Annotated in this window: 20 protein-coding genes; 14 read left to right on the forward strand and 6 right to left on the reverse strand. The window is 59.4% G+C overall.

Annotation, left to right across the window (positions count from 1 at the left end):
• Nucleotides 1-144: 144 nt before the first annotated feature.
• Nucleotides 145-1,809 carry an electron transfer flavoprotein-ubiquinone oxidoreductase gene (locus tag ACW9HX_RS04095; RefSeq protein ID WP_457379590.1) on the reverse strand — a complete coding sequence of 555 codons (1,665 nt, stop codon included), beginning with the start codon at nucleotides 1,807-1,809 and terminating at the stop codon, nucleotides 145-147.
• A 525-nt stretch (nucleotides 1,810-2,334) separates the two neighbouring features.
• Here ACW9HX_RS04095 and ACW9HX_RS04100 point away from each other — a divergent pair.
• The 10 genes from ACW9HX_RS04100 to ACW9HX_RS04145 all read left to right on the forward strand — a co-directional run bounded on the left by ACW9HX_RS04100 (nucleotide 2,335) and on the right by ACW9HX_RS04145 (nucleotide 11,779).
• Nucleotides 2,335-3,084: an electron transfer flavoprotein subunit beta/FixA family protein gene (locus ACW9HX_RS04100; protein ID WP_003226982.1), complete on the forward strand. Its 750-nt coding sequence runs from the start codon at nucleotides 2,335-2,337 to the stop codon at nucleotides 3,082-3,084.
• Nucleotides 3,085-4,014 carry an electron transfer flavoprotein subunit alpha/FixB family protein gene (locus ACW9HX_RS04105; RefSeq protein ID WP_457379591.1) on the forward strand — a complete coding sequence of 310 codons (930 nt, stop codon included), beginning with the start codon at nucleotides 3,085-3,087 and terminating at the stop codon, nucleotides 4,012-4,014.
• 80 nt (nucleotides 4,015-4,094) lie between these two features.
• Nucleotides 4,095-4,931, forward strand: coding sequence for a substrate-binding periplasmic protein (locus tag ACW9HX_RS04110; protein WP_457379592.1), 837 nt, complete (start codon nucleotides 4,095-4,097; stop codon nucleotides 4,929-4,931).
• Nucleotides 4,932-4,940: 9 nt separating this feature from the next.
• Complete coding sequence (locus ACW9HX_RS04115) at nucleotides 4,941-5,297, forward strand: DUF4398 domain-containing protein (RefSeq protein ID WP_457379593.1); 357 nt, start codon at nucleotides 4,941-4,943, stop codon at nucleotides 5,295-5,297.
• On the forward strand, nucleotides 5,294-6,106 hold the full coding sequence (locus ACW9HX_RS04120; protein ID WP_457379594.1) for an OmpA family protein: 813 nt from the start codon (nucleotides 5,294-5,296) through the stop codon (nucleotides 6,104-6,106). Before ACW9HX_RS04115 ends, ACW9HX_RS04120 begins: the two co-directional genes overlap by 4 nt.
• 200 nt (nucleotides 6,107-6,306) lie before the next feature.
• Complete coding sequence (locus ACW9HX_RS04125; RefSeq protein WP_096820992.1) at nucleotides 6,307-7,746, forward strand: aminotransferase-like domain-containing protein; 1,440 nt, start codon at nucleotides 6,307-6,309, stop codon at nucleotides 7,744-7,746.
• A 78-nt stretch (nucleotides 7,747-7,824) separates the two neighbouring features.
• A complete protein-coding gene (locus tag ACW9HX_RS04130) occupies nucleotides 7,825-8,304 on the forward strand; it encodes a translation initiation factor 2 (RefSeq protein WP_457379595.1) in 480 nt (159 codons plus the stop codon).
• Between the two features lie 165 nt (nucleotides 8,305-8,469).
• Nucleotides 8,470-8,724 carry a YkgJ family cysteine cluster protein gene (locus tag ACW9HX_RS04135; protein ID WP_457379596.1) on the forward strand — a complete coding sequence of 85 codons (255 nt, stop codon included), beginning with the start codon at nucleotides 8,470-8,472 and terminating at the stop codon, nucleotides 8,722-8,724.
• Nucleotides 8,725-8,765: 41 nt separating this feature from the next.
• On the forward strand, nucleotides 8,766-9,371 hold the full coding sequence (locus tag ACW9HX_RS04140) for an START domain-containing protein (RefSeq protein ID WP_457379597.1): 606 nt from the start codon (nucleotides 8,766-8,768) through the stop codon (nucleotides 9,369-9,371).
• 314 nt (nucleotides 9,372-9,685) lie between these two features.
• Nucleotides 9,686-11,779, forward strand: a complete 2,094-nt coding sequence (locus ACW9HX_RS04145) for an LTA synthase family protein (RefSeq protein ID WP_457379598.1) — start codon at nucleotides 9,686-9,688, stop codon at nucleotides 11,777-11,779.
• Nucleotides 11,780-11,838: 59 nt separating this feature from the next.
• Here ACW9HX_RS04145 and ACW9HX_RS04150 read toward each other — a convergent pair whose 3' ends face one another.
• The gene (locus tag ACW9HX_RS04150; RefSeq protein ID WP_169432680.1) at nucleotides 11,839-11,997 is read right to left on the reverse strand and encodes a DUF3309 family protein; all 159 of its coding nucleotides are present in this window, start codon (nucleotides 11,995-11,997) and stop codon (nucleotides 11,839-11,841) included.
• 256 nt (nucleotides 11,998-12,253) lie between these two features.
• On the opposite strand from ACW9HX_RS04150, the gene ACW9HX_RS04155 reads away from it, so the two are divergent.
• The 3 genes from ACW9HX_RS04155 (at nucleotide 12,254) to csrA (ending at nucleotide 13,787) form a co-directional block, all read left to right on the forward strand.
• A complete protein-coding gene (locus tag ACW9HX_RS04155; protein WP_457379599.1) occupies nucleotides 12,254-13,069 on the forward strand; it encodes an SDR family oxidoreductase in 816 nt (271 codons plus the stop codon).
• 63 nt (nucleotides 13,070-13,132) lie between these two features.
• Nucleotides 13,133-13,465 (forward strand): YnfA family protein, encoded by a 333-nt coding sequence (locus ACW9HX_RS04160; protein ID WP_085710895.1) that lies wholly within the window; start codon nucleotides 13,133-13,135, stop codon nucleotides 13,463-13,465.
• 136 nt (nucleotides 13,466-13,601) lie between these two features.
• The gene (gene csrA / locus ACW9HX_RS04165) at nucleotides 13,602-13,787 is read left to right on the forward strand and encodes a carbon storage regulator CsrA (protein ID WP_169431402.1); all 186 of its coding nucleotides are present in this window, start codon (nucleotides 13,602-13,604) and stop codon (nucleotides 13,785-13,787) included.
• A gap of 5 nt (nucleotides 13,788-13,792) precedes the next feature.
• Here the strand turns inward: csrA and ACW9HX_RS04170 are convergent, their stop codons facing one another.
• From ACW9HX_RS04170 to ACW9HX_RS04185, 4 genes are all read right to left on the reverse strand, one after another.
• Nucleotides 13,793-14,020 (reverse strand): YheU family protein, encoded by a 228-nt coding sequence (locus ACW9HX_RS04170; protein ID WP_003192759.1) that lies wholly within the window; start codon nucleotides 14,018-14,020, stop codon nucleotides 13,793-13,795.
• A 59-nt stretch (nucleotides 14,021-14,079) separates the two neighbouring features.
• A complete protein-coding gene (locus tag ACW9HX_RS04175) occupies nucleotides 14,080-15,270 on the reverse strand; it encodes an osmoprotectant NAGGN system M42 family peptidase (RefSeq protein ID WP_115078817.1) in 1,191 nt (396 codons plus the stop codon).
• Nucleotides 15,271-15,331: 61 nt separating this feature from the next.
• On the reverse strand, nucleotides 15,332-17,077 hold the full coding sequence (ngg, locus tag ACW9HX_RS04180; protein WP_457379600.1) for an N-acetylglutaminylglutamine synthetase: 1,746 nt from the start codon (nucleotides 17,075-17,077) through the stop codon (nucleotides 15,332-15,334).
• 3 nt (nucleotides 17,078-17,080) lie between these two features.
• Nucleotides 17,081-18,853, reverse strand: a complete 1,773-nt coding sequence (locus ACW9HX_RS04185) for an N-acetylglutaminylglutamine amidotransferase (RefSeq protein WP_457379601.1) — start codon at nucleotides 18,851-18,853, stop codon at nucleotides 17,081-17,083.
• A gap of 296 nt (nucleotides 18,854-19,149) precedes the next feature.
• Between ACW9HX_RS04185 and ACW9HX_RS04190 the strand changes: the two genes are divergently transcribed.
• Nucleotides 19,150-23,979, forward strand: a complete 4,830-nt coding sequence (locus ACW9HX_RS04190; RefSeq protein WP_457379602.1) for an NEL-type E3 ubiquitin ligase domain-containing protein — start codon at nucleotides 19,150-19,152, stop codon at nucleotides 23,977-23,979.
• Nucleotides 23,980-23,982: the final 3 nt, after the last annotated feature.

Raw genomic sequence — 23,982 nt, forward strand, 5'->3', positions numbered from 1 at the left:
TGCAGTGTGTCAGTTGACAGATATGCTGCCTGACACGACGCCTTCGCGAGCAAGCCCGCTCCCACATTGGTTTTGTGGCGTTGCAGGAATAGTGGGCAACAAAAAGGCCCCCATATAGGGAGCCTTGATGTTCAGCGGTTCGACTTACATATTCGGATAGGTCGGGCCGCCAGCGCCTTCCGGCGTCACCCACGTGATGTTCTGCGAAGGGTCCTTGATGTCACAGGTCTTGCAGTGCACGCAGTTCTGGGCGTTGATCTGGAAGCGCTTCTCGCCGTCTTCCTTGGTGATCACTTCATACACGCCGGCCGGACAGTAGCGCTGCGCCGGTTCGTCGTACATCGGCAGGTTGCGGGCAAGCGGGATGCTCGGGTCGGTCAGCTTCAGGTGGCACGGCTGTTCTTCTTCGTGGTTGGTGCCGGAGATGAACACCGAGCTCAGCTTGTCGAAACTGATCTTGCCGTCGGGTTTCGGGTAGTCGATCTTCTTGCAGTCGGCCGCGAGCTTGAGGCAGGCGTAGTCCGGTTTGGTGTCGTGCAGGGTGAACGGCAGTTTGCCGCCGAAGATGTTCTGGTCCAGCCAGTTGAAACCGCCGCCGACGATGGCGCCGAACTTGTGGATCGCCGGGCCGAAGTTGCGGCTGGCGAACAGTTCTTCGTAGAGCCAGCTTTTCTTGAAGGCGTCGACGTAGGTGGTCAGCTCTTCGGTTCCGTCCTTTTCAGCGAACAGCGCGTCGGCCACGGATTCAGCAGCGAGCATGCCGGACTTCATCGCGGTGTGGCTGCCCTTGATCTTGGCGAAGTTCAGGGTGCCGAGGTCGCAACCGATCAGCGCGCCGCCCTTGAAGACCATCTTCGGCAGCGAGTTCAGGCCACCTTTGCAGATCGCACGTGCGCCGTAACTGATGCGCTTGCCGCCTTCCAGATATTGCTTCAATACCGGGTGATGCTTGAGGCGCTGGAACTCGTCGAACGGCGACAGGTAGGTGTTGCTGTAGGACAGATCGACGATCAGGCCGACAACCACCTGGTTGTTTTCCAGGTGATAGAGGAAGGAACCGCCGGTGTTCTCGGTGCCCATGATGTCCATCGGCCAACCGGCGGTGTGCACCACCAGGCCAGGCTGGTGTTTGGCCGGGTCGATTTCCCAGATTTCCTTCAGGCCGATGCCGTAGTGCTGGGCGTCGGTGTCGCTGTCGAGGTTGTAGCGCTTGATCAGTTGCTTGCCGATGTGGCCACGGCAGCCTTCGGCGAACAGCGTGTATTTGCCACGCAGTTCCATGCCCGGGGTGTACAGGCCTTCTTTTGGATGACCTTCGCGGTCGACACCCAGGTCGCCGGTGATGATCCCGCGTACCACGCCGTTTTCATTGATCAGCGCTTCCTGAGCGGCGAAGCCCGGGTAGATTTCTACGCCCAGGTTTTCGGCCTGCTGAGCGAGCCAGCGGCACAGGTTGCCGAGGGAAATAATGTAGTTGCCTTCGTTGTGCATGGTCTTGGGCACAAAGAAGTCAGGAATTTTCTGCGCGCTTTCGGCGTTTTTCAGCACGAAAATGTCATCGCGGGTGACTGGCGTGTTCAGCGGGGCGCCGAGTTCTTTCCAGTCCGGGAACAGTTCGTTCAGGGCCCGTGGTTCGAATACGGCACCGGACAGGATGTGTGCGCCGACTTCGGAGCCTTTTTCGACCACGCAGACGCTGATTTCCTTACCGGCTTCGGCGGCCTTCTGCTTCAGACGGCAGGCGGCGGACAGGCCAGCGGGGCCGGCACCGACGATGACCACGTCGAATTCCATGTATTCGCGTTCCACAGGCTATCTCCTACTCAAGGCTCAACAGTTTTTTTTCTAATTTGGAGGTTCGGTGTCGTATCCGTTATTGCCTTTACGTTAACGTCAAGGGTAATAATGGGCAAACCACCTTTCTCTCTAGGCGGCGCATTATATCTACACCACTCTTAGCGTCCAATACAAACGTTTGTTTGAATCGGCTCCAGCCCAGAGAAATCAAAGAAGCGCGGCTTATGACAGGGCATTTTGGCGTATTGACCAGAATGGGCGTTCCGGTCAAGATACGGGCGGTTTTGCGCTCGCCGTAGGCTGAATGGTGGTTTCAAGAGCACCTCTAAAGACAGGGCGTAGGCGGTAACCGGTGATGCGCAGCGCAGGTTCGGCGCGCAGTTTACACACCGCGAAGCGGCATGACTCGTCGGTCACGACTGACGAACGGTCATCCCTCTTAGCCGGCGTTTTTAGAGGTGCCCTTGTGCCCGATGAGCATCAACCGCCAGGTTCGCCTAGGCGACTTTCTTTTCACCGGAGAGTAACGAGGAATCCATGAAGGTTCTTGTAGCTGTCAAACGCGTTGTGGATTACAACGTCAAGGTTCGCGTCAAGGCGGACAATTCCGGCGTAGACCTCGCCAACGTCAAGATGTCGATGAACCCATTCTGCGAAATCGCAGTGGAAGAAGCCGTACGCCTGAAAGAAAAAGGCGTTGCGACTGAAATCGTCGTCGTCTCCATCGGCCCGTCCACCGCTCAGGAACAGCTGCGTACCGCACTGGCTCTGGGTGCCGACCGCGCCATCCTCGTCGAATCCGCTGAAGACCTGACCTCCCTGGCCGTGGCCAAGCTGCTCAAGGCCGTGGTCGACAAGGAACAGCCTCAACTGGTGATCCTGGGCAAACAGGCCATCGACAGCGACAACAACCAGACCGGCCAAATGCTCGCAGCACTGAGCGGCTACGGTCAGGGCACTTTCGCTTCGAAAGTCGAAGTCTCCGGCGACAGCGTTGCCGTGACCCGCGAAATCGACGGCGGCGCGCAGACCGTTTCCCTGAAACTGCCGGCCATCGTCACCACCGACCTGCGTTTGAACGAGCCGCGCTACGCGTCCCTGCCAAACATCATGAAAGCCAAGAAGAAGCCTCTCGAAGTGCTGACTCCGGACGCTTTGGGCGTTTCCACCGCCTCCACCAACAAGACCCTGAAAGTCGAAGCGCCGGCTGCACGCAGCGCGGGCATCAAGGTCAAGTCGGTGGCTGAACTGGTCGAGAAACTGAAAAACGAAGCGAAGGTAATCTAAATGACTATCTTGGTTATTGCTGAACACGACAACAAAGTGCTGGCTCCGGCCACTCTGAACACCGTGGCTGCCGCTGCCAAAATTGGTGGTGACATCCACGTTCTGGTTGCCGGCCAGGGCGCTGGCGCCGTGGCTGAAGCCGCTGCGAAAATCGCCGGTGTGAGCAAAGTCCTGAACGCTGACAATGCTGCCTACGCGCATCAGCTGCCGGAAAACGTTGCTCCGCTGGTTGCTGAGCTGGGCAAGGGTTACAGCCACATTCTGGCCGCTGCGACTTCCAACGGCAAAAACATCCTGCCGCGCGTTGCCGCCCAGCTGGATGTTGACCAGATCTCCGAGATCATTTCGGTAGAAAGCGCTGATACCTTCAAGCGTCCGATCTACGCCGGTAACGCCATCGCTACCGTGCAGTCGACCGCCGCGATCAAAGTGATCACCGTGCGTGCCACCGGTTTCGACCCGGTTGCTGCTGAAGGTGGTTCGGCTGCCGTTGAATCGGTAGCCGCTGCTCACAACGCCGGCACTTCCAGCTTCGTCAGCGAAGAGCTGGCCAAGTCCGATCGTCCTGAGCTGACCGCTGCCAAGATCGTCATTTCCGGCGGCCGTGGCATGCAGAACGGTGACAACTTCAAACATCTGTACGCCCTGGCCGACAAGCTGGGCGCCGCAGTGGGTGCTTCCCGCGCCGCGGTCGACGCAGGTTTCGTACCGAACGACATGCAGGTCGGTCAGACCGGCAAGATCGTTGCGCCACAGCTGTACATCGCCGTCGGTATCTCCGGCGCGATCCAGCACCTGGCCGGCATGAAAGACTCCAAAGTGATCGTTGCGATCAACAAGGACGAAGAAGCACCGATCTTCCAGGTGGCCGATTACGGCCTGGTGGCGGATCTGTTCGAAGCCGTACCTGAGCTGGAGAAGCTGGTCTAATCCGGCGGCTTCACTTATAAAGAGCCCGGCCTGTTGGTCGGGCTTTTTTTTGTCTCGGATTTGAGTGGGAGCGTTTCGCCATGGATCTGCATCGCCGGTTGGGCTTCTCGTTATTGCTGTGTTCAGGCCTGTTGCCGGGATTGTCCATGGCGGCGGGCAAATGCGAGCGGCTGATCGTCACCGGCAGCCCGGATGCACCGCCGTATCTTTGGCAGGATCCGCAGAATCCAAAACAGTTGATCGGTGCCAGTGCCGACCTGTTGCAGCAGGTAGCGAAGGACCTGGGCATCAAGGTAGAACTGCTTTACGCCGGTAAACGCTCACAGGCACTCGACGAGGTTCGCAGCGGGCGCATGGACATGCTGGCCGACGCCCCCATGACTTTCAACGAACTGGAAAACCTCGACTACATTCATCCACCGCTGCTGGAAAACGACTATCTGGTCTGGACCCGGAAGGGCTCGACCCTGGTCTACAGCGAAGCCAAAGATCTTCAGGGCCATCAAGGAGCATTGTCGGAAAAATCTCGAATGACCCAGGCATTCGGCACTTTCGCCGAGCAGCATTTGACCCTGACCCGTACGGCAAACCTCACTCAGGCCCTGCAGAAACTGCTGCTGGGCGAAGTGGAATATGTACTCGCCGGTCGCTACTCGGGGATGGCGGCCGCGCAGGCATTGGGCATGGCCAATGATCTGCTGGCCTTTGAGCAGCCGATTGACCGTCCCGGTCTGTTCCTGGCACTTTCCCACAACTCGGCGTGCAACGATCCGTGGTTGCGCGGACAGCTGGCCAAAAAGATGACAGAATTGCCCGCGTCCGGCCTGACGGAAGCCGCGCTGCAACGCAACATCGAGCGCTGGAAGGCGCAGCAGCAACAGCCGCCGCAACAACCTGTCAGCGCCCCAAAACAGTAGGGATTCTTAGTGAGTAATCGAGTTCTTTTCACGGCCCTGGCCGTTCTGGCCCTGGCCGGTTGCGCCAGCGATCCGGCACCCAATGAACAAATGCGCCTCACCGAACAGGCGCTGGAGCAGGCCAAGGCTGTCGGCGCCACCGCCGACGAAGTGCCGGAAATGAAGCTGGCAGAAGACAAGTTCAACCGGGCCAAGGGCAGCATGACCGGCGAATCCTTCAAGAATGCGCGGATGCGCGCCGAACAGGCCGAGTTGGACGCACGCCTGGCCGAAGCCAAGGTGCTGACCCAGAAGAGCGAGGAGCAACTGAATGTGCTCAATACCCGCATCGTCCGCCTGCGCAAGCAACTGGGGGATGCCCAATGAGCCTGACTTCAAAAGCCTTCGGCACTCTGATCCTCGTGGGTTTTGCCAGCCTCTATGGTTGCGCCGGTCAACACAGCGAAACCGCTTTGCAGGAGGCCAGCGCTGACTTCCAGAAGGTCAAGGAAGATTCCAATGTGCTGCGTATCGCGCCGAAAGACGTGATCCGTGCCGGTGAATCCCTGGCCCGCGCCGATCGCCTCTCCACTTATTGGGGAAGCGGCTCGGACGTGGCGCATTACTCCTACCTGAGCCAGCGTTACAGCCAGATCGCCCGCGAGCACACCAATCTGGTGCTTAACGAAGAGCGTGCGGCGAAGCTGGAACTGGAGCGCCAGCGCCTGCAACTGGCATTGCGCGAATCCAAACTGTTGAGCGTGCAGCAGCAAGGCAAATGGCTGGAAGAACAGATCGTCGCACTGGCCACCACCCAGACCGATCGAGGTCTGGTGATGACCCTCGGTGACGTGCTGTTCGACACCGGCGAAGCCGAGCTGAAGAATTCGGCGAATCGCGTGGTCCTGAAGATCGTGCAATTCCTGCAGCTCAATCCGAAGCGCGTGGTGCGCATCGAGGGCTATACCGACAGCACTGGCGGCAAACAGGAAAACCTCAAGCTGTCCCGTGATCGTGCGCAGTCGGTTGCCGATGTGCTGACGGACCTGGGCATCGACGAAAAACGCATTCAGGTCGAAGGCTACGGCGACGAATACCCGGTGGACGCCAACGCTTCCGAGCGTGGGCGTGCGCAGAATCGTCGGGTGGAAATCGTATTCTCCGACGAAAAAGGCCAGCTCGGCGCCGCCCGCTGAGGGTGGCGTTACTGGAAAGCCCGGCCTGTCATGCAGCGCCGGGCTTTTTTACGTCTGTCGATTACCTCACAAAGCAGTACAGATTTATCCGACACTGCACTGTATGGTTGACTAATATGGCAACTGTCCCAGTACACTTCAGAACTGTTCCGGTATTGTTCACACAAAAATAAAATACCCGTGATATCGAGTGCTGCGTCATGACCAATCTCTTGCTCTACCAACGTATTGCTCAACAACTGGCCGAAGACATCCGCCGTGGCGTCTATCAACCGGGCGAGCGCGTGCCTTCGGTGCGCAAGATGAGTTCGCAGCTCAACGTCAGCCATGCCACGGTATTGCAGGCTTACGCCAACCTTGAGGATCAGGGGCTGATCCGCGCACGGCCGCAGTCTGGCTACTACGTGCACCAGACCCCGGCACTGACCGCACCGACCCCGGACATTGCCCGGGTCGAACGACCAGGCCTGGTCACCCGCGCCAGCATCATTCAGCAAGTATTGGTCGAGTCGCGCCGCGAAGGCGTGTTCCCGCTGGGCGCAGCCGTGCCGAGCGTCGATTATTTGCCAGTGCGCGCTTTGCATCAGCAGTTGGCCAAAGTCACCCGATTCCATAGTCCGCGCGCCTTCAGCTACATGTTCAGCCCGGGTTTCGAACCGTTGCGTCGGCAAGTGGCGATCCGTATGCGCGACGCCGGGGTGGTGGTTGACCCGTCGGAAGTGGTGATCACTCACGGTTGTGTCGATGCGCTGCAGATGTCGTTGCGAGTGCTGACGCGTCCCGGCGATCTGATCGCCGCCGAATCACCGACCTATTACGGATTGCTGCAACTGGCCGACCTGCTTGGCCTGAAAGTCATCGAAATCCCCAGCGACCCGGCCACCGGCATGAGTCTGGAAGCCCTGCAACTGGCGGCCAACCAATGGTCGATCAAGGCGCTGGTGCTGACCACACGACTGAGCAACCCGCTGGGTGGCACGATGCCCGAAGAGCGGCAAAAACAATTGCTGCGTCTGGCCTCGGATTTCGATATCCAGATCGTCGAAGACGATATCTATGGCGAACTGATGTTCGAGCAAGGTCGCACCAAGGCGCTCAAGGCCTACGACCGGCTGGATCGGGTGATTTACTGTTCGAGCTTTTCCAAGACCTTGTCACCCGGTGTGCGTGTCGGCTGGATGATTGCCGGCAAGTATCAGCAGGAAATCCAGCGTCTGCAGACCTTCACCACGCATTCGGCGTGCAGCGTCACCCAAATGGCGATTGCCGCTTATCTGGAAAATGGCGGTTATGACCGGCATTTACGGTACATCCGCCAGGAATACCGAAAAAACCTCAGCGCGTTCCAGCTGGCGGTGCAGCAGTACTTCCCCGAAGGCACGCAAATGACCCGGCCCACGGGCGGTTTCATCCTTTGGGTGAGTCTGCCGGGGCGGGTCAACACGCAGGAATTGCATGTCCGCGCATTGCAGCAGGGCATCAGCATCGCACCGGGTCTGATCTTCAGTAATACCGAGCAGTTCAACCACTGTATCCGCCTGAACTGCGGCACGCCGTGGAATCGCGAGGCGGAAAGGGCGTTGATGACGCTTGGTCTGCTGGCGACTCAACTGTGTCAGGAAATGGCCGGCGGTTTCTGAACAGACCACGCGGCGTGCTTGTCATGTGGCGTTCAACAAGCGAGCATATGGCCCTCTGCCGTTAGCGTTGTAGGTTCCATGAAAGCGATTTTTCCTGCTGCCTGGGTTTTGCTTTGTCTATTGATGATCGGTCACGCGCCAGCTGTCATGGCCGCTGCCGTTTCGGAAAAACCGACAGCAGCGTCCACGGTTAAAAAGCCGGTTGCCAGCAAGAAAGCCGTTCCTGCGAAAGACAAGCAACAGAAAAAAGCCGCCCCTGCAAAGAAACGCGCGCCAATCGCTTCCAAGTCGAAATCCGCCAGTGAAGTGGCCAGGACGCCGTTACCTCCGGCCAGACTCGACTTGAGTCTGCCCAAGGACATGGTTCAGCAGTTGAGACCGGTCGGCACTGTGCCGCTGCCCAAGCGTGAGGCGATCCTGCCGCAGATGTTCGGCGAGAAGAACAGCGGTTTCCAACTCAACGGTCGTCTGCTGAGCAACGAAATGCAGTTGCAGCTGCGCAACGAAGAACGCCGTGAAGTCGAAGGCGCGGCGCTGGATTTCGAATTCAAGCAGTAAATTCAATCGATCCGTGACCCGCAGACCAGACGCTTTGTCGGAGACTGGTCAGTCACTTTCGTTTCTGCGTAAAAACCCCGGTTCAGGGAATTTAAAACAGCCGTTTTAGCGGTTACCCTGTCCGCGTCCCTTTAACACATTGCCCGTCGCGAGGAACTCGTCGTCATGAAATGCCGCGAAGGCTGTGGCGCCTGTTGCATTGCCCCCTCCATCAGCTCGCCGATTCCAGGCATGCCCGATGGCAAACCTGCCGGCGAACGTTGCGTTCAGCTCTCGGTCGAAAACCTGTGCAGCATTTTCGGCCAACCGGAGCGTCCAGCGGTCTGTTCGGGGTTCAAGGCCGATGTTGAAGTCTGCGGAAGCAGTCAGGAGGACGCGATCAGACTGCTCGGCTGGTGGGAGCAGATGACGGCGGCGTGATGTGTCAAACGAACGGAACTTCAACAATAAGGAATAAGACTATGGGTTCGCTGCATCGTATCGCTGTGTTGTGTGGTTTGACTGCCGTGCTGGCCACTTCGGCTGCCCAGGCTGAAGACTGGAAAGTGGCCAAGAACCAAGACGGCATCAAAGTCTCCCTGAGCGAAGTGCCGGGTTCGGACTACAAGTCTTATCAGGGCGTGACCTTGATGAAGACCACTGTCGCCAAATTGCGCGCATTGCAGGAAGACGTCTCCGGCGCCTGTGCCTGGATTCACGAGTGCAAGACCCAGAAACTGCTCAAGCACGAAGGCGATCAGAGCTGGACCTACACCCAGTTCAATACGCCATGGCCGGTGACCCCGCGCGACTCCATCCTGCACGTCACCACTGTTGAAGGCGCCGATGGCAGCCTGACCCGCAACCTCGAAGGCCTGCCGAAGTACCTGCCGGAAGAAAAAGGCTTTGTCCGCGTAACTCAGGTCAAAGGCTTCTGGAAGTTCGTGCCAAAAGGCGATCAGGTCGAAGTGACTTACCAGGTCCACACCGAGCCAGGTGGTAGCGTGCCGTCGATGATTGCCAACAAGTTCGTGGTCGACGCACCGTTCAATACCTTGAAAGCCCTGAAAGAGCGCGCCGAGAAGTAAGTATCGCGTTCCTCTGCAAACGCCCCGATGAACTCGGGGCGTTTTGTTTTGTAGGTTTATTGTGTTTCCGGATATGCGTTGAACGAAATTTTCACAAAGTCTTCAAGACAATTCGCCCGCGCTGTTTGCAGCTGTCCGGGTATGCCGTGCCTTTAATGAAAGAGTCCGGCAGCGGGGCAGTAATCAATGGCAATGCCGCCGGTGATCGTGCAACATTTGCGCACCGCGCAAGCCCCGGGGCCTGGAATGGCCAACAGAGGGCAGGGCGCAGCTGTATTTTTGCAACTTCAACTTCCAATGGGTCCTAAAACGACATGGCAAACCCGGACGCCCTGAATCAGCAGCGATCTTCCAGTCGCCTGCTGCAACCGACCGTCAAATCGCATCTGGCCTACACGCTTCTGTGCGCGCTGGTCATGATGGTGATGTTTTCCGTGCTGCGCCTCGCGCTGCTGGTCTACAACCGCGAGATGATCCTCGACACCCCGGCTTCGACGTTCCTCGAAGCCTTCGCCAACGGCCTGCGTTTCGACCTGCGCCTTGTGGTTTACCTCTGTGTTCCGATGGTGCTGGCGCTGTTCAGTGCCCGGGCCATGGCTGCTCGCGGGTTCTTCCGTCTGTGGCTGACCGTGACCTCCAGCATTGCGCTGTTCCTTGGTCTGATGGAGATGGACTTCTACCGCGAGTTCCACCAGCGCCTCAACGGCTTGGTGTTCCAGTATGTGAAGGAAGACCCGAAAACCGTGATGAGCATGCTCTGGTACGGTTTCCCGGTGGTGCGTTACCTGCTGGCATGGGCCGTGGGCACGTTGATCCTGACCCTGGCGTTCAAGGGCGCCGACCGTCTGACCCGTCCACGTGGTCCGTTCAGTGGCGGCAACGTCGGCACCCGTCAGGTGGCGCCATGGTATGCGCGTCTGGCGGTGTTCGTGGTGTGCCTGCTGATCTGCGTGGTCGCCGTGCGTGGCACCCTGCGTCAGGGCCCGCCGCTGCGTTGGGGTGACGTGTACACCACCGAATCGAACTTCGCCAACCAGCTCGGCCTCAATGGCACCCTGTCGCTGATCGCGGCTGCCAAGGACCGCATGGGCGAAGACCGCAACAACATCTGGAAGGCCACGCTGCCGCAGGATCAGGCGCAGAAAGTCGTCCGCGAGATGCTGGTGATGCCGGACGACAAACTGGTCGACAGCGACATCGCCGCCGTGCGTCGTGACTACACGCCGCCGGCCGACAAGACTCTGCCGATCAAGAACGTCGTCGTGATCCTCATGGAAAGCATGGCCGGTCACTCGGTGGGCGCTCTCGGTGCGCCGGGCAACATCACGCCGTACCTCGACAAACTGTCGAAGGAAGGCTTGCTGTTCGACCGCTTCTTCTCCAACGGCACTCACACCCACCAGGGTATGTTCGCCACCATGGCCTGCTTCCCGAACCTGCCGGGTTTCGAATACCTGATGCAGACCCCGGAAGGCAGCCACAAACTGTCCGGCCTGCCGCAGTTGCTCAGCGCGCGCAAGTATGACGACGTCTACGTCTACAACGGCGACTTTGCCTGGGACAACCAGTCCGGGTTCTTCAGCAACCAGGGCATGACCAACTTCGTTGGCCGCAATGACTTCGTCAACCCGGTGTTCTCCGATCCGACCTGGGGTGTGTCCGACCAGGACATGTTCGACCGCGGTCTGGTGGAGCTCAAGGCACGGGAAAACGGCAAGCCGTTCTACGCACTGCTGCAGACCCTGTCCAACCACACACCTTACGCCTTGCCGACGCCATTGCCGGTCGAGCGCGTAACGGATCGTGGCACGCTCAACGAGCACTTGACCGCCATGCGTTACGCGGACTGGGCGCTGGGCCAGTTCTTTGAAAAGGCCCGCAAGGAGCCTTACTTCAAGGAAACCCTGTTTGTCATCGTCGGCGACCATGGCTTTGGCAACGAGCGTCAGATCACCGAAATGGACCTGGGCCGCTTCAACGTGCCGATGCTGATGATCGCACCGGGCATCCAGGAAAAATTCGGTACTCGTGACCACACCGTGGGTACGCAGATCGACATCGTGCCGACCATCATGGGTCGCCTGGGTGGCGAAGTGCGTCATCAGTGCTGGGGCCGTGACCTGCTCAACCTGCCGGCAGGCGATACCGGTTTTGGTGTGATCAAGCCGTCGGGCAGCGAGCAGACTACCGCCATCGTTACGGCTGACCAGATCCTGGTGCTGCCGAAAGAGAAGGAAATGGCGCCGAAGATCTACCAGTACCAACTGGGCGCGAATCCTTCTGCCGAAATCATTCCGGACGCACCGCGCACTGCCGAGTTGAAACTCAAACTCGAAGCGTTCCTGCAGACGGCCACCAAGAGCCTGATCGACAACACCGCCGGTGTGATTAACGGCAAGCCGGACTGATCATTCGGCACAATAAAAAGAGGCCCTTTTCAGGGCCTCTTTTTTTGTCGGTCAAAAAGTCATATCCGACCGAGTAACAACAGCACCAGCAGCACAACCAGCACCACACCGATAATGCCCGAAGGGCCATAACCCCAACTTCTGGAGTGCGGGAAGACCGGCAGACCACCGATCAGCAACAGGATCAGGATAATGATAAGAATTGTGCCCATGTCGATTTCCTTGTTGATAGTGTCTGAGAAGTCTTGGTGTTCAAGGGCGGCTGGAAGTTGAACTAAATCCAGACGGCTTATAAATTCCGACTGGTGCGCATGAAAGAAAATTCAATGTTTTTTCAGTGTATTTGGTTCACGGTCTTATTTCGTTTGATGCCACGGTTTGCTCCTGCCATTCAGCAATCTGATGGAGCGTGGGTGGCTCCGGATCCTTCGCTACACTCCGCGCATCTTCCCCGGAACAACAAGGCTGTTTGCTATGCAAAATCGCATGATGATCACTGGCGCGGGCTCCGGCCTGGGCCGCGAAATCGCGCTGCGCTGGGCGCGTGAAGGCTGGCAACTGGCCTTGTCGGACGTCAGCGAGCCCGGCTTGCAAGAAACTCTGAAACTCGTTCGCGAGGCCGGCGGCGACGGCTTCATCCAGCGCTGCGATGTGCGCGATTACAGCCAGCTCACCGCGTTCGCCCAGGCCTGTGAAGAGAAACTGGGCGGCATCGACATTATCGTCAACAACGCGGGCGTGGCATCTGGGGGATTCTTCAGTGAGCTGTCGCTGGAAGACTGGGACTGGCAGATCGCGATCAACCTGATGGGCGTGGTCAAAGGCTGCAAGGCGTTCCTGCCACTGCTGGAACAGAGCAAGGGCAAGATCATCAACATCGCCTCGATGGCGGCGCTGATGCAGGGCCCGGCGATGAGCAACTACAACGTGGCCAAGGCTGGCGTGGTGGCGTTGTCCGAAAGCCTGCTGATCGAACTGGCCCAACAGGAAGTCGGTGTCCACGTGGTTTGCCCGTCGTTCTTCCAGACCAATCTGCTGGACTCGTTCCGTGGTCCGACTCCGGCGATGAAAGCCCAGGTCGGCAAGTTGCTGGAAAGTTCGCCGATCACCGCCGCCGATATCGCTGACTACATCTACAAGCAGGTCGCCGCCGGCGAGTTCATGATCCTGCCCCACGAACAAGGACGTATGGCCTGGGCGATCAAGCAGAAGAACCCGCAGCTGCTGTACAACGAAATGACCGCGATGGCGGAAAAGATGCGCGCCAAGGCCAAACAGAACAACGGCTGAACTTGCACCGCTGAAGTCCCGTCGTTAGGGTGACCGCCACAGTCACCCTGACGAGTCATCTGCATGCTCAACTACTTGTGGTTTTTCCTCGCCGCGCTGTTCGAAATCGCCGGTTGTTTCGCTTTCTGGATGTGGTTGCGCCAGGGCAAGAGTGCCTTGTGGGTGATCCCGGCGCTGCTCAGCCTGACTCTGTTTGCACTGTTGTTGACGCGTGTTGAAGCGACCTACGCCGGTCGCGCCTACGCCGCTTACGGCGGCATCTACATCATTGCGTCGATTGGCTGGCTGGCGGTGGTTGAGCGCATCCGCCCGCTGGGGTCGGACTGGATCGGTGTCGCCTTGTGCGTGATCGGAGCCAGCGTGATTCTGTTCGGGCCACGATTTTCGGCGACCTGAAGCACGGGTTTGAAGGAAACGTCTGAAGGTCAAAGCGACCTGGCGCGTAGGGTTTGACTGATTTGCCCGCAGCGCATTGTAGGGCGCTCGAAAGCCGCGCATCTTCAAGGCTCGAAAACCTTGAAGGACAACCCCCATGCTTGTACTCAGCCGTGTTGTCGGTGAACTGATTTCCATCGGCGACAACATCACTTTGCGCGTTCTGGCGGTCAACGGCTCCAGCGTGCGATTCGGCGTCGAGGCGCCAAAGCAGGTCAACGTGCACCGCGCCGAAGTCTATGAGCGGATCCAGCGCAAGCAGGCCAGCGGCAAGGGCCGTTGACCGTTTCAGTCGAACAGGTGCTTGGGCACGTCGTGTTTGAGCATCAACTGGCACTGTTCGCTTTCCGGGTCGAAGACGATCAGCGCCTGGCCTTTGGTCAGGGCCTGGCGAACCCGCAACACGCGGGTTTCCAGTGGAGTGTCGTCACCGTTGTCGGTGCCGTCGCGGGTGACGAAATCCTCGATCAGGCGGGTGAGGGTGTCGACTTCAAGCGCGTCGTAGGGAATCAGCATGGGCACCTCGGCTAAATCAATGTCGGGATGCTACGGCGAATGACCGCCGAGGGCCAGACTCAACTGTCCGAGCGTTGCCCCACCAGACTGTCCACCGACGGCACCCGGGTGTCGCTTTCCATTTGCGTCTCGTGTTCGATCTGGTGACTGAAGCGATCCAGTGACGCGTTGGCCGGTTGCGCATCACTGGCGAACACCGGCGGACTCAGGATGTACGCACCCAGCAGACGACTCAGCGCGGCGAGGCTGTCGATGTGCGTGCGTTCGTAGCCGTGGGTCGCGTCGCAGCCGAAGGCGAGCAGGGCGGTGCGAATGTCGTGGCCGGCGGTCACGGCTGAATGGGCGTCGCTGAAGTAATAGCGAAACAGGTCGCGGCGCACCGGTAACTCGTGTTCACCGGCGAGGCGCAACAGGTGTCGCGACAAGTGATAGTCGTAAGGTCCGCCGGAATCCTGCATCGCTACACTCACCGCGTGCTCACTGGAGTGTTGGCCGGGCGCGACCGGGGCGATATCGATCCCGACAAACTCGCTGACATCCCACGGCAAGGCCGCCGCCGCGCCGCTGCCGGTTTCCTCGGTGATGGTGAATAGTGGATGGCAATCGATCATCAACTCCTGACCGCTGTCGACGATGGCTTTCAGCGCCGCGAGCAACGCCGCGACCCCAGCCTTGTCATCCAGGTGGCGGGCACTGATATGGCCGCTTTCGGTGAACTCCGGCAGCGGATCGAACGCCACCACATCGCCCACACTGATACCCAGCGAGTCGCAATCGGCGCGGGTCGCGCAGTAGGCGTCCAGGCGCAGTTCGACGTGATCCCAACTGATCGGCATCTCGTCCACGGCGGTGTTGAAGGCATGCCCGGACGCCATCAGCGGCAATACGCTGCCGCGGATCACGCCGTTGTCGGTGAACAGGCTGACGCGGCTGCCTTCGGCGAAGCGGCTCGACCAACAACCGACCGGCGCGAGAGTCAGACGCCCGTTGTCCTTCACCGCGCGCACGGCGGCGCCGATGGTGTCCAGGTGCGCCGACACCGCGCGGTCGGGGCTGTTTTTCTTGCCCTTGAGCGTGGCGCGGATGGTGCCGCGACGGGTCATTTCGAAGGGAATGCCGAGCTCTTCCAGACGCTCGGCGACGTAACGCACGATGGTGTCGGTGAACCCGGTGGGGCTGGGAATGGCGAGCATCTCCAGCAGGACTTTTTGCAGGTAGTTCAGATCCGGTTCGGGAATTTGGGTGGTCATGGAAACTCCTGTTGCGGGGCCTCATTCCCGCGTTGGACGCGGGAGTGAGGCTGAAGAGAGATCAAACGGCCGGCTGACTGTGCGGAAACAACAGATCGACAAACCGCTCGGCCGTCGGCTGCGGCTCATGGTTGGCCAGGCCTGCCCGTTCGTTGGCTTCGATGAACACGTACTCCGGCTGATCGGCGGCGGGCACCATCAGGTCGAGCCCGACCATCGGGATATCCAGCGCTCGCGCCGCACGCACGGCGGCATCGACCAGGGTCGGATGCAGAATCGCCGTGACGTCTTCCAGCGTGCCGCCGGTGTGCAGGTTCGCCGTACGTCGCACGAACAGATGCTCGCCGGCCGGCAGGATGCTGCTGTAGTCGTAACCCGCCGCGTGCAGGGTGCGCTGGGTTTCGTGGTCCAGCGGGATTTTGCTCTCACCGCTGGTGGCCGCTTGCCGGCGTCTGCTCTGGGCTTCGATCAGGGCGCCGATGGAGTGATGACCGTCACCGACCACTTCGGCCGGGCGGCGGATTGCTGCCGCGACCACATCGAAACCGATCACCAGAATCCGCAGGTCGAGGCCTTCGTGGAAGCTTTCGAGTAGTACCCGGCTGTCGAATTGCTTCGCGGTTTCGATGGCTTTCTGTACTTCTTCGATGCTTTGCAGATCCACCGCCACGCCCTGGCCTTGCTCGCCATCCAGCGGCTTGACCACTACCCGCTGGTGCTCATCGAGAAACGCCAGATTGTCGTCCGCATTCGCTGCCAGTTGCTGTGCCGGCAGGTTCAGTCCGGCTGCCTTGAGCACTTTGTGCGTCAGGCTTTTGTCTTGGCAAAGACTCATGCTGATAGCGCTGGTCAGGTCGCTCAGGGATTCGCGGCAGCGCACCCGGCGACCGCCATGGCTGAGGGTGAACAGCCCTGCATCGGCATCGTCGACTTGCACATCGATGCCGCGCCGGTGGGCTTCCTCGACAATGATCCGCGCATAGGGATTGAACGCGGCCTCCGGCCCCGGCCCGAGAAACAGCGGCTGGTTGATGCCGTTCTTGCGCTTGATGGCGAAGGTCGAAAGGTTGCGAAAACCGAGTTTGGCGTAGAGGTTTTTCGCCTGACGGTTATCGTGCAGCACTGACAGGTCGAGGTAGCTCAAGCCGCGGCTCATGAAGTGCTCGATCAGGTGCCGAACCAGCACTTCACCGACACCGGGACGCGAGCACTGGGGATCGACCGCCAGGCACCACAGGCTGCTGCCGTTTTCCGGGTCGTTGTACGCCTTCTGATGATTGAGGCCCATGACGCTGCCGATCACTGCGCCGCTGTCCTCGTCCTCGGCCAGCCAATATACCGGCCCGCCCTGATGATGTGGGGTGAGCCGGCTGGCATCGATCGGCAACATGCCGCGCGCCTGATACAGTTGATTGATCGCCTGCCAGTCCTCGTCACTTTGCGCGCGACGGATGCGGAAGCCGCGAAACACCCGAGTGGCCTGACGGTAATCGCTGAACCACAGGCGCAAGGTATCGGACGGGTCTAGAAACAGTTGAGTCGGTTCCAGGCCGAGAATCTGCTGCGGCGCGGCCACGTACAGAGCGATATCACGCTCGCCCGGCTGCTCGTTGAGCAATTCCTGGGCAAGGCTGGCCGGGTCGGGAAAGGTGTGGCCGATCAGCAACCGGCCCCAGCCGCAATGCACGGCAATCGGTTCGGCGCTCGGTTGATTGCCATCTTCAGCCAGACGCGCCTGCAAGCGTTCGTAAGACGGTGTCTGACCGCGCAGCAGCCGTTGGCTGTAAGCCGTGGCGTGAGGTTTCATCGATCAGATTCCTTGTTCGCTGAGCCACAGGTTCAGGGCCGCCAGTTGCCACAGCTTGGAGCCGCGCAACGGGGTCAGCTGACCTTGTGGATCGGTCAGCAGTTTGTCGAGCATGGCCGGGTTGAACAGGCCGCGATCCTGGCTCGGATCCAGCAGCAGTTCGCGCACCCAGCTCAGAGTGTCGCCCTGCAAGTGCTTGAGACCGGGCACCGGGAAGTAGCCTTTCTTGCGGTCGATCACCTCACTCGGAATAACCAGCCGCGCAGCTTCTTTCAACACCTGTTTGCCGCCGTCCGGCAGTTTGAATTCGCCCGGAATACGAGCCGACAACTCCACCAGGCGATAGTCGAGAAACGGCGTGCGCGCCTCCAGGCCCCAGGCCATGGTCATGTTGTCGACGCGTTTGACCGGGTCGTCCACCAGCATCACCGTACTGTCCAGACGCAGGGCTTTGTCGACCGCCGCATCAGCGCCGGGCTGTGCGAAATGTTCCTTCACGAAGTCACCGGCAGCGTCATTGGCGGTCAGCCATTTCGGCTGCACCGTGGCGGCGTAGTCGTCGTAGCTGCGGTCGAAAAACGCTTCGCGATAGGCCGCGTACGGGTCGGCTGCGCCGTCCACCTGCGGGTACCAGTGATAACCGGCGAACAACTCGTCGGCGCCCTGGCCGCTTTGCACAACCTTGCAGTGCTTGGCCACTTCTCGGGACAGCAGATAGAAGGCGATGCAGTCGTGGCTGACCATCGGCTCGCTCATGGCGCGGAACGCGGCGGGCAGTTGCTCGATGATCTCTTTTTCGTCGATGCGCAATTGATGGTGCTGAGTGCCGTAGTGCTTGGCGATCAGATCGGAATACTGGAATTCGTCACCGCGCTCGCCGCCGGCATCCTGAAAACCGATGGAAAAAGTCGACAGGTTTTCCACGCCGACTTCGCGCAGCAGGCCGACGAGCATGCTCGAATCGACGCCGCCGGACAGCAGCACGCCAACATCCACGGCCGCCCGTTGGCGGATCGCCACGGCTTCGCGGGTGCTGTCGAGCACGCGGTCGCGCCAGTCTTCCAGTGTCAGGTTTTTCTCGTCGTCGTGTGGGCCGTAAGGCAGCGTCCACCAGGTTTTCTGCTCGGTGGTGCCGTCCGCGTCAATGCGCATCCAGCTCGCGGGTGGCAGCTTTTCGATGCCCGCCAGCAAGGTGCGCGGCGCAGGGACCACGGCGTGGAAATTCAGATAATGGTTGAGCGCCACAGGATCGAGGATCGGGTTGATGTCGCCGCCTTTGAGCAGCGCCGGCAGCGCCGAGGCAAAGCGCAGGCGCTGGCCGGTGCGCGACAAGTACAGCGGTTTGACGCCGAGACGGTCGCGGGCGATGAACAGGCGCTGGGCATCACGCTCCCAGATGGCGAAGGCAAACATGCCGTTGAGTTTCGGCAGCAGTGCTTCGCCCCAGGCGTGATAGCCCTTGAGCAGTACTTCGGTGTCGCCGCCGGAGTAGAAAGCATAACCGAGCGCTTCAAGCTCGGCGCGCAGTTCCGGGAAGTTGTAGATCGCGCCATTGAACGCCAGGGACAGGCCCAGTTGACTGTCGATCATCGGCTGCGCCGAGCCGTCCGACAGGTCCATGATTTTCAGCCGTCGATGGCCCAGGGCAATCGGCCCTTGAGCATGGAAACCCCACGCATCGGGGCCGCGAGGCGCCAAGTGATGGGTGATTCGCTCGATGGCTGCAAGGTCTGCAGGTTGTTGATCAAAACGTAACTCGCCAGCTAATCCGCACATAAAGTCCTTACCGGTTTTTCCGTTGGGGAGGGTGTCGCTGAACCGCGCCGAAATGGCCGGTACCCAGAAACTGACCCGGCTCGGATGTGGGAGTTTTAGAACGATCAGTTATAAGCGTATTGTCCTGACCGATGGGCCATTAGCTTCCTGCTTGACCCCGTGGGTAGTAGATAAATATTTAAAACATGCGGATGTCTGTTGGTTTGCGGGCTTGACCACGTAGTTTTTCGTGTTTTTTTTCCAGGGGCGGGATCGTTAGGGTAGAGCTTCCGAAGCGCAATAAAGGAATATTGCCCATGTCGAGTGCGAAGTCGGATACACCGACACCGTTGACCCAAAAACAGATACTGACTTTTTTGCTGGAAGCTACCGGCGATCTGGATACTGCCCAGGCCTTGCAGAAAAACCTGCCTCCCAACCTCTTGAAAGCCTCCAGTTCCACACTCGCGGCACTGGACAAGACCGCACGTGATTTACATGCCGCTCAGGCAAAGGTCGACGCCGATCTTGGTCGCTTGCAACCCCTGAACAGCTTCTGCGCCGCACTGCTGGCCAGCACCCTGAAAGCACGATGGCCGGCGGAGTTCGATGTCGAAAAAGACTATCTGGAGCTGCCCGGAGAATATTGCGGTTGTGAGCCCGTCACTCCGCCAGGCGGAGGATCGCCGGTCATGCCGCCGGCAACGCCGACGCTTCTGGAGGCTGCGATGCAGAACTTCACGAAACGCGAGGCGCGGGACGATTACTTTCCTGCAGGCAGTGTGGTGCGCATCGCTGGCCAGCCGGCAGGGATTGCGGGCCTGACACCGACAGTGTTCGCCGTACTCTGTCGCGAGCTCGACCTCGGGAAGAAGTACCAACAGCATTTTCAGCAGGTATTCGGAATCAGGGAAGTGGGTGGCAAACCGATTGCCACCGGTCCCACGGTCCGCAATATCACCGCCCTGAAAAAACAGCTGCTGCAACTGGATCTGCATCTGGCGCTGCTCAAGGAACACATCAGCCAGGACGCCTGCGACAGCCTGGAGCGCCTGCTCGAGGCCGGTGGTATCGCTGATGCCGAAAGCCTGAATTACCAGGGCCGGCCATTGATCATGCAAGGTATCGAACTGCTCGACTGTTGCATCTGGGGCGTCGTGGTGTTTTCCGAGCGCTCGGTCGAGTCGGGCCCGGATCAATGGTGCCTGGTCTACATGCCCGGCGAGCCCTCTCAACCGTTGTACGAATATGCGAGTTTCTCGGCGTTCCTCGAGTACCTGGAATACCAATTGGGGGTGGCCAGCTACAAGAGCTACTTCACGCATTGCCTCGGCGAGATCGACAAGGCGGACTTCTTCAAAAACTTCGCGGATTCTCGCAGCCTGGGTCGTGCCAGATACTTGCCGATAACCGGTTCGTTGCTCGATTTCATGCACCAAAGCCATATCGGCAAACTGCAGATCGATGCCCGCGCGCTCGCGGTACCGACCGCCGATGTGGATGAAGAAGCGCGCAAGAAGCGCCTGCTGCAGTATCTGGAAATCGGTCTGACAGTCGCCAATGTGGCCGCAATTTTCGTTCCGGTCGTAGGGCAATTGATGATGGGGGTTGCCGTAGGGCAAATGCTGGCGGAAGTTTATGAGGGGGTCGAGGACTGGACACGCGGAGATCGTGAGGAGGCGTTTTCACACCTGCTCAGCGTCGCTGAAAACATTGTGCTGATGGCCAGTGTGGGGGCTGGTATCAAGGGGCTGAAAACACTGGCAATCAAGACGGTGCGCAAGCATCCGGATTTCTTCCAGCCGTTCACGGCCATATTGGACCGTGAGGGTCAGCCTCGTTTGTGGAAGCCGCAGTTAATCGGTTATGAACAGCCGCTTCCGGAAATGGCCGAGCCGCAACTCGATACACCGGGTTTGTACCGAGTGAACGACAAGCAGTTTGCCCGTCTCGACAATCGAGCCTACGAGGTGGCGCTGGAGCCTGGGTCCAAGACCTGGGAAGTCCGGCATCCTGTGCGTGCGCAGGCCTATCAGCCTGTATTGACGCGCAATGACTTCGGAGGCTGGCGTCATGCCTTCGAGCAGACCGAGCGATGGAGCGGGGCGTACACGCTCAAACGTATTGATCCCGGGTTTGAGGGGTGGGAGGACAGTCGTTTGGAGATGGCCCGTCGGTTGACTGACACCCGGATCGATGAACTGCATCGCCTGAGCGACGGCAATCGCCCGTTGCCTCCTCGTTTGCTGGACATGATCGAGCGTTTCGGAATTGAGCGCAGAGTGCGCGAATACATTGCCGCCATGGAGCGAGGTGAGGCCAGCGATCCCCGTTACGTCAACGAGCAGTTGCATGCTTTGCCACGGCTTGCGAACTGGCCGGCCGATCGCTACATCAAGGTCGTGGATGAACAAGGGCGCATCACCGAGACCTACCCGCCCGGATCGATTGACGATGACACCGTGAGCGTCATCGTCAACCATGGGCAACTGGGGAAGGGCGAGCTGCTGCAATCAGTCCTCAACGGCCTGTATCCCAAAGAGGTGGAGGCATTGGTGGGGGCGAACGTTGCTCCGGCCGACGCCAGTCAGCAGTTGGCGAAAGTGATCGGGGCTGCGGTCAAGGCCGATCGGAAGTCGACGTTCGACCATCTCTACAGCCGATACGATCAAGACGTTGCCGGTGAGTGGCTCAAGGTGCGCAGCGCCTTTGCGGATCTGCCGGTGCGCTATGCCCGTGAGCTGCTCAAGCGGACGCCGAGTGTTGAACGGATACACCTGCGCACCACCGGACGAGTGCCCATGGGGTTGGCGCAGAGGGCGCGGCAAGCCTCAAGCGATGTGCGTGTGGATCGGGCGCTGACGGGGTTTTACCAGACCGAGATTGCCAACGATGACACCGGGAAACTGGCGATCGGGTTATTGCCGCAGCTCAGCGGATGGGATCCAGAGTTCTATCTGGAACTTCGGGCGCAACGCTTGAATGGCGAGTTGCTGGAAAGGCTGGGCAAGAAACCGACAACGTCCTCGAATGCGTGCACGTTGGTGAAGCTCGTCAGTGGTTACGAAGTGTATGGCAGTGACGGGAAGTCACTTGGCCAGGCGAGGTCCGGGCCGGACAGTCTGTACCACGGGATTCTCAAAGGTCTTTCAGCAAGCCAGCGCAAGGCCATCGGTTTTGCAGAACCAATGCCGGACGATGGTTGGCGTTTACGCAGCAGACTGCTGGAAAGTGCTTTGCATGAGCATGAGGGATGCGCCCGGTTGCTGGCCGGTGGTCAGTTTCAACCGGAGTTCTTGGAATCTGTCTGCACACTTGCCGATTCGCCTTCCGGATTGTCGACGCATTCGGGTCGTCTGTTGCGCAAAGTCAGAAAGCTCTATCCCTTGTTTTCCGATACGCAAGCCAGCGAGTTTCTCGACCAATTGGGCAGCGACCACCTGACCCGGGCCATTCGGGTCAGGGAGTTGCACCATGATCTGGCAAGGCTTCGCGAAGCGCTGGATGCCTGGAGCGAAGATGAGGCGGCCATGAGGGCGCTGGGCGGTAATTTGACTGAAACCGTTGACTGCCGGCAGCTCGTGGCGTTCGAAATCGAAGACTGCTTTCGGCGAATGATCTTTGCGTCCGGTGAGAATCACCGACCGGTTTACGCACTGGAACTCGATGGCATGCGCTGCGGCAGACTGCCGGTCTTGCCGGTGGGGTTGTCGTTTGACCATGTCAGGCATTTGTCACTGCGCAACATGCACCTGGACAACGATGTCGCTTATTTCCTCAAGGCTTTCCCTCAGGTCGAGTTCCTGGACCTTGATCGCAACAGACTCACTTTGTTGCCGGAGGTGATCTCGAACATGCCCAACCTCCGTGAGTTCAGCGCGGCACGCAATCAGCTCCGGTTGACGGAGTATTCCCTGGCGAAGTTATCCCGGATGCGCAATCTGCAAAGTCTGAATTTGAGCTACAACCCTTTGGGTGGAACTTTGGACGTCAGCCACATGTTTGATCTCGTTGACCTGTCCGTACGCGATACCCGTTCCACGGAGCTGCCCAAGGGGCTGGCCCGCCTGCCCAATCTGGACCGGGTGGATCTGCGTGACAACGATATCCGCGACTTGCCGGAGTGGCTTTTTGAAACGCCGAGGCGCTTCAGTGAAACGATCAATCTGGGCCGCAATCCGATTTCGGAGTCCAGCACTACGCTGCTGAAGAATTACCACAAGAGGATCGGTGTCGGTTTTGGTTATCTGGACAACGATATTGCGCGGCTGGACGAGAATCAGGCGCGCTCGATCTGGCTCACCGAAACAGGCGGATCGGTGGGGTCCCGGCGTCTGCAGACATGGACTGCGATCAAGGATGATCCGATGGCTGAAGGGCTGTTTCACCTGTTGGCGGAGCTGGGCAATACCGCCGAATCCATCCATGTGCGCGAGGACATGTCCCGTCGGGTCTGGGCAGTGCTGGAAGCAACACGGGACGATGCCGAATTGCGGGAGCAGGTCTTCGACCTTGCAGCCAACCCGATCGATTGTGCGGATAACGCCGCCGTGAACTTCAGTCATCTGGAGGTTGCCGTGCAAGTCCAGCGAGCAACCCGCCAGTTCGGCAGCCGACAGCCTTCAGCGACGTCATTGATCAATCTTGCAAGACGCCTGTTTCGCCTGGAACAGGTGGATCTGATCGCTGCGGAGCACGCGATGGAGCGAAAGTCGCCGGATCCACTGGAGGTGAGCCTTGCCTATCGCACGGGATTGACTCCGTCACTCGATCTGCCAGGGCAGCCGTCGCACATGCGTTACGCTTCAATCGCCGATGTGACGGGGGAGGATCTGGTGACAGCCATCCACCGAGTGCAGACGGCCGAACTGTCGTCTGAGTGGTTGAAGTTTCTGGTTCGCCAACCCTTTTGGAGCGACTTCGTGAAGAACAGTTTTGCCCAGCATTTCGACGAGGCCCGCCGCCCTCATCACGAGGAGATTCAGGCGCTGTTCGACAGGGCTGAAGAGCTCAGCTCCGCTGATTATCTGAGCGAGATGAACCGATGCGCCGCAAGGCTGGAACAGTCGGAAAAGACCTTGCTGGAACGCTTGACCGAGCAGGTGCTGAGACTGACCGAGGGAGGGGCCTGCGCGTTGCCTGACTGATCG

It is taken from the genome of Pseudomonas sp. SDO52101_S400, assembly GCF_054071635.1.

Excerpts from the sequence above, each read along its gene's own strand:
- ACW9HX_RS04120 (WP_457379594.1), top strand. The coding sequence starts at position 5,294 with ATGAGCCTGACTTCAAAAGCCTTCGGCACTCTGATCCTCGTGGGTTTT.
- ACW9HX_RS04160 (WP_085710895.1), top strand. The coding sequence starts at position 13,133 with ATGCTCAACTACTTGTGGTTTTTCCTCGCCGCGCTGTTCGAAATCGCC.
- ACW9HX_RS04190 (WP_457379602.1), top strand. The coding sequence starts at position 19,150 with ATGTCGAGTGCGAAGTCGGATACACCGACACCGTTGACCCAAAAACAG.
- ACW9HX_RS04175 (WP_115078817.1), bottom strand. The coding sequence starts at position 15,270 with ATGACCACCCAAATTCCCGAACCGGATCTGAACTACCTGCAAAAAGTC.
- ACW9HX_RS04155 (WP_457379599.1), top strand. The coding sequence starts at position 12,254 with ATGCAAAATCGCATGATGATCACTGGCGCGGGCTCCGGCCTGGGCCGC.
- ngg (WP_457379600.1), bottom strand. The coding sequence starts at position 17,077 with ATGAAACCTCACGCCACGGCTTACAGCCAACGGCTGCTGCGCGGTCAG.
- ACW9HX_RS04145 (WP_457379598.1), top strand. The coding sequence starts at position 9,686 with ATGGCAAACCCGGACGCCCTGAATCAGCAGCGATCTTCCAGTCGCCTG.
- ACW9HX_RS04100 (WP_003226982.1), top strand. The coding sequence starts at position 2,335 with ATGAAGGTTCTTGTAGCTGTCAAACGCGTTGTGGATTACAACGTCAAG.
- ACW9HX_RS04130 (WP_457379595.1), top strand. The coding sequence starts at position 7,825 with ATGAAAGCGATTTTTCCTGCTGCCTGGGTTTTGCTTTGTCTATTGATG.
- ACW9HX_RS04140 (WP_457379597.1), top strand. The coding sequence starts at position 8,766 with ATGGGTTCGCTGCATCGTATCGCTGTGTTGTGTGGTTTGACTGCCGTG.
- ACW9HX_RS04185 (WP_457379601.1), bottom strand. The coding sequence starts at position 18,853 with ATGTGCGGATTAGCTGGCGAGTTACGTTTTGATCAACAACCTGCAGAC.
- ACW9HX_RS04105 (WP_457379591.1), top strand. The coding sequence starts at position 3,085 with ATGACTATCTTGGTTATTGCTGAACACGACAACAAAGTGCTGGCTCCG.
- csrA (WP_169431402.1), top strand. The coding sequence starts at position 13,602 with ATGCTTGTACTCAGCCGTGTTGTCGGTGAACTGATTTCCATCGGCGAC.
- ACW9HX_RS04110 (WP_457379592.1), top strand. The coding sequence starts at position 4,095 with ATGGATCTGCATCGCCGGTTGGGCTTCTCGTTATTGCTGTGTTCAGGC.
- ACW9HX_RS04170 (WP_003192759.1), bottom strand. The coding sequence starts at position 14,020 with ATGCTGATTCCCTACGACGCGCTTGAAGTCGACACCCTCACCCGCCTG.
- ACW9HX_RS04135 (WP_457379596.1), top strand. The coding sequence starts at position 8,470 with ATGAAATGCCGCGAAGGCTGTGGCGCCTGTTGCATTGCCCCCTCCATC.
- ACW9HX_RS04125 (WP_096820992.1), top strand. The coding sequence starts at position 6,307 with ATGACCAATCTCTTGCTCTACCAACGTATTGCTCAACAACTGGCCGAA.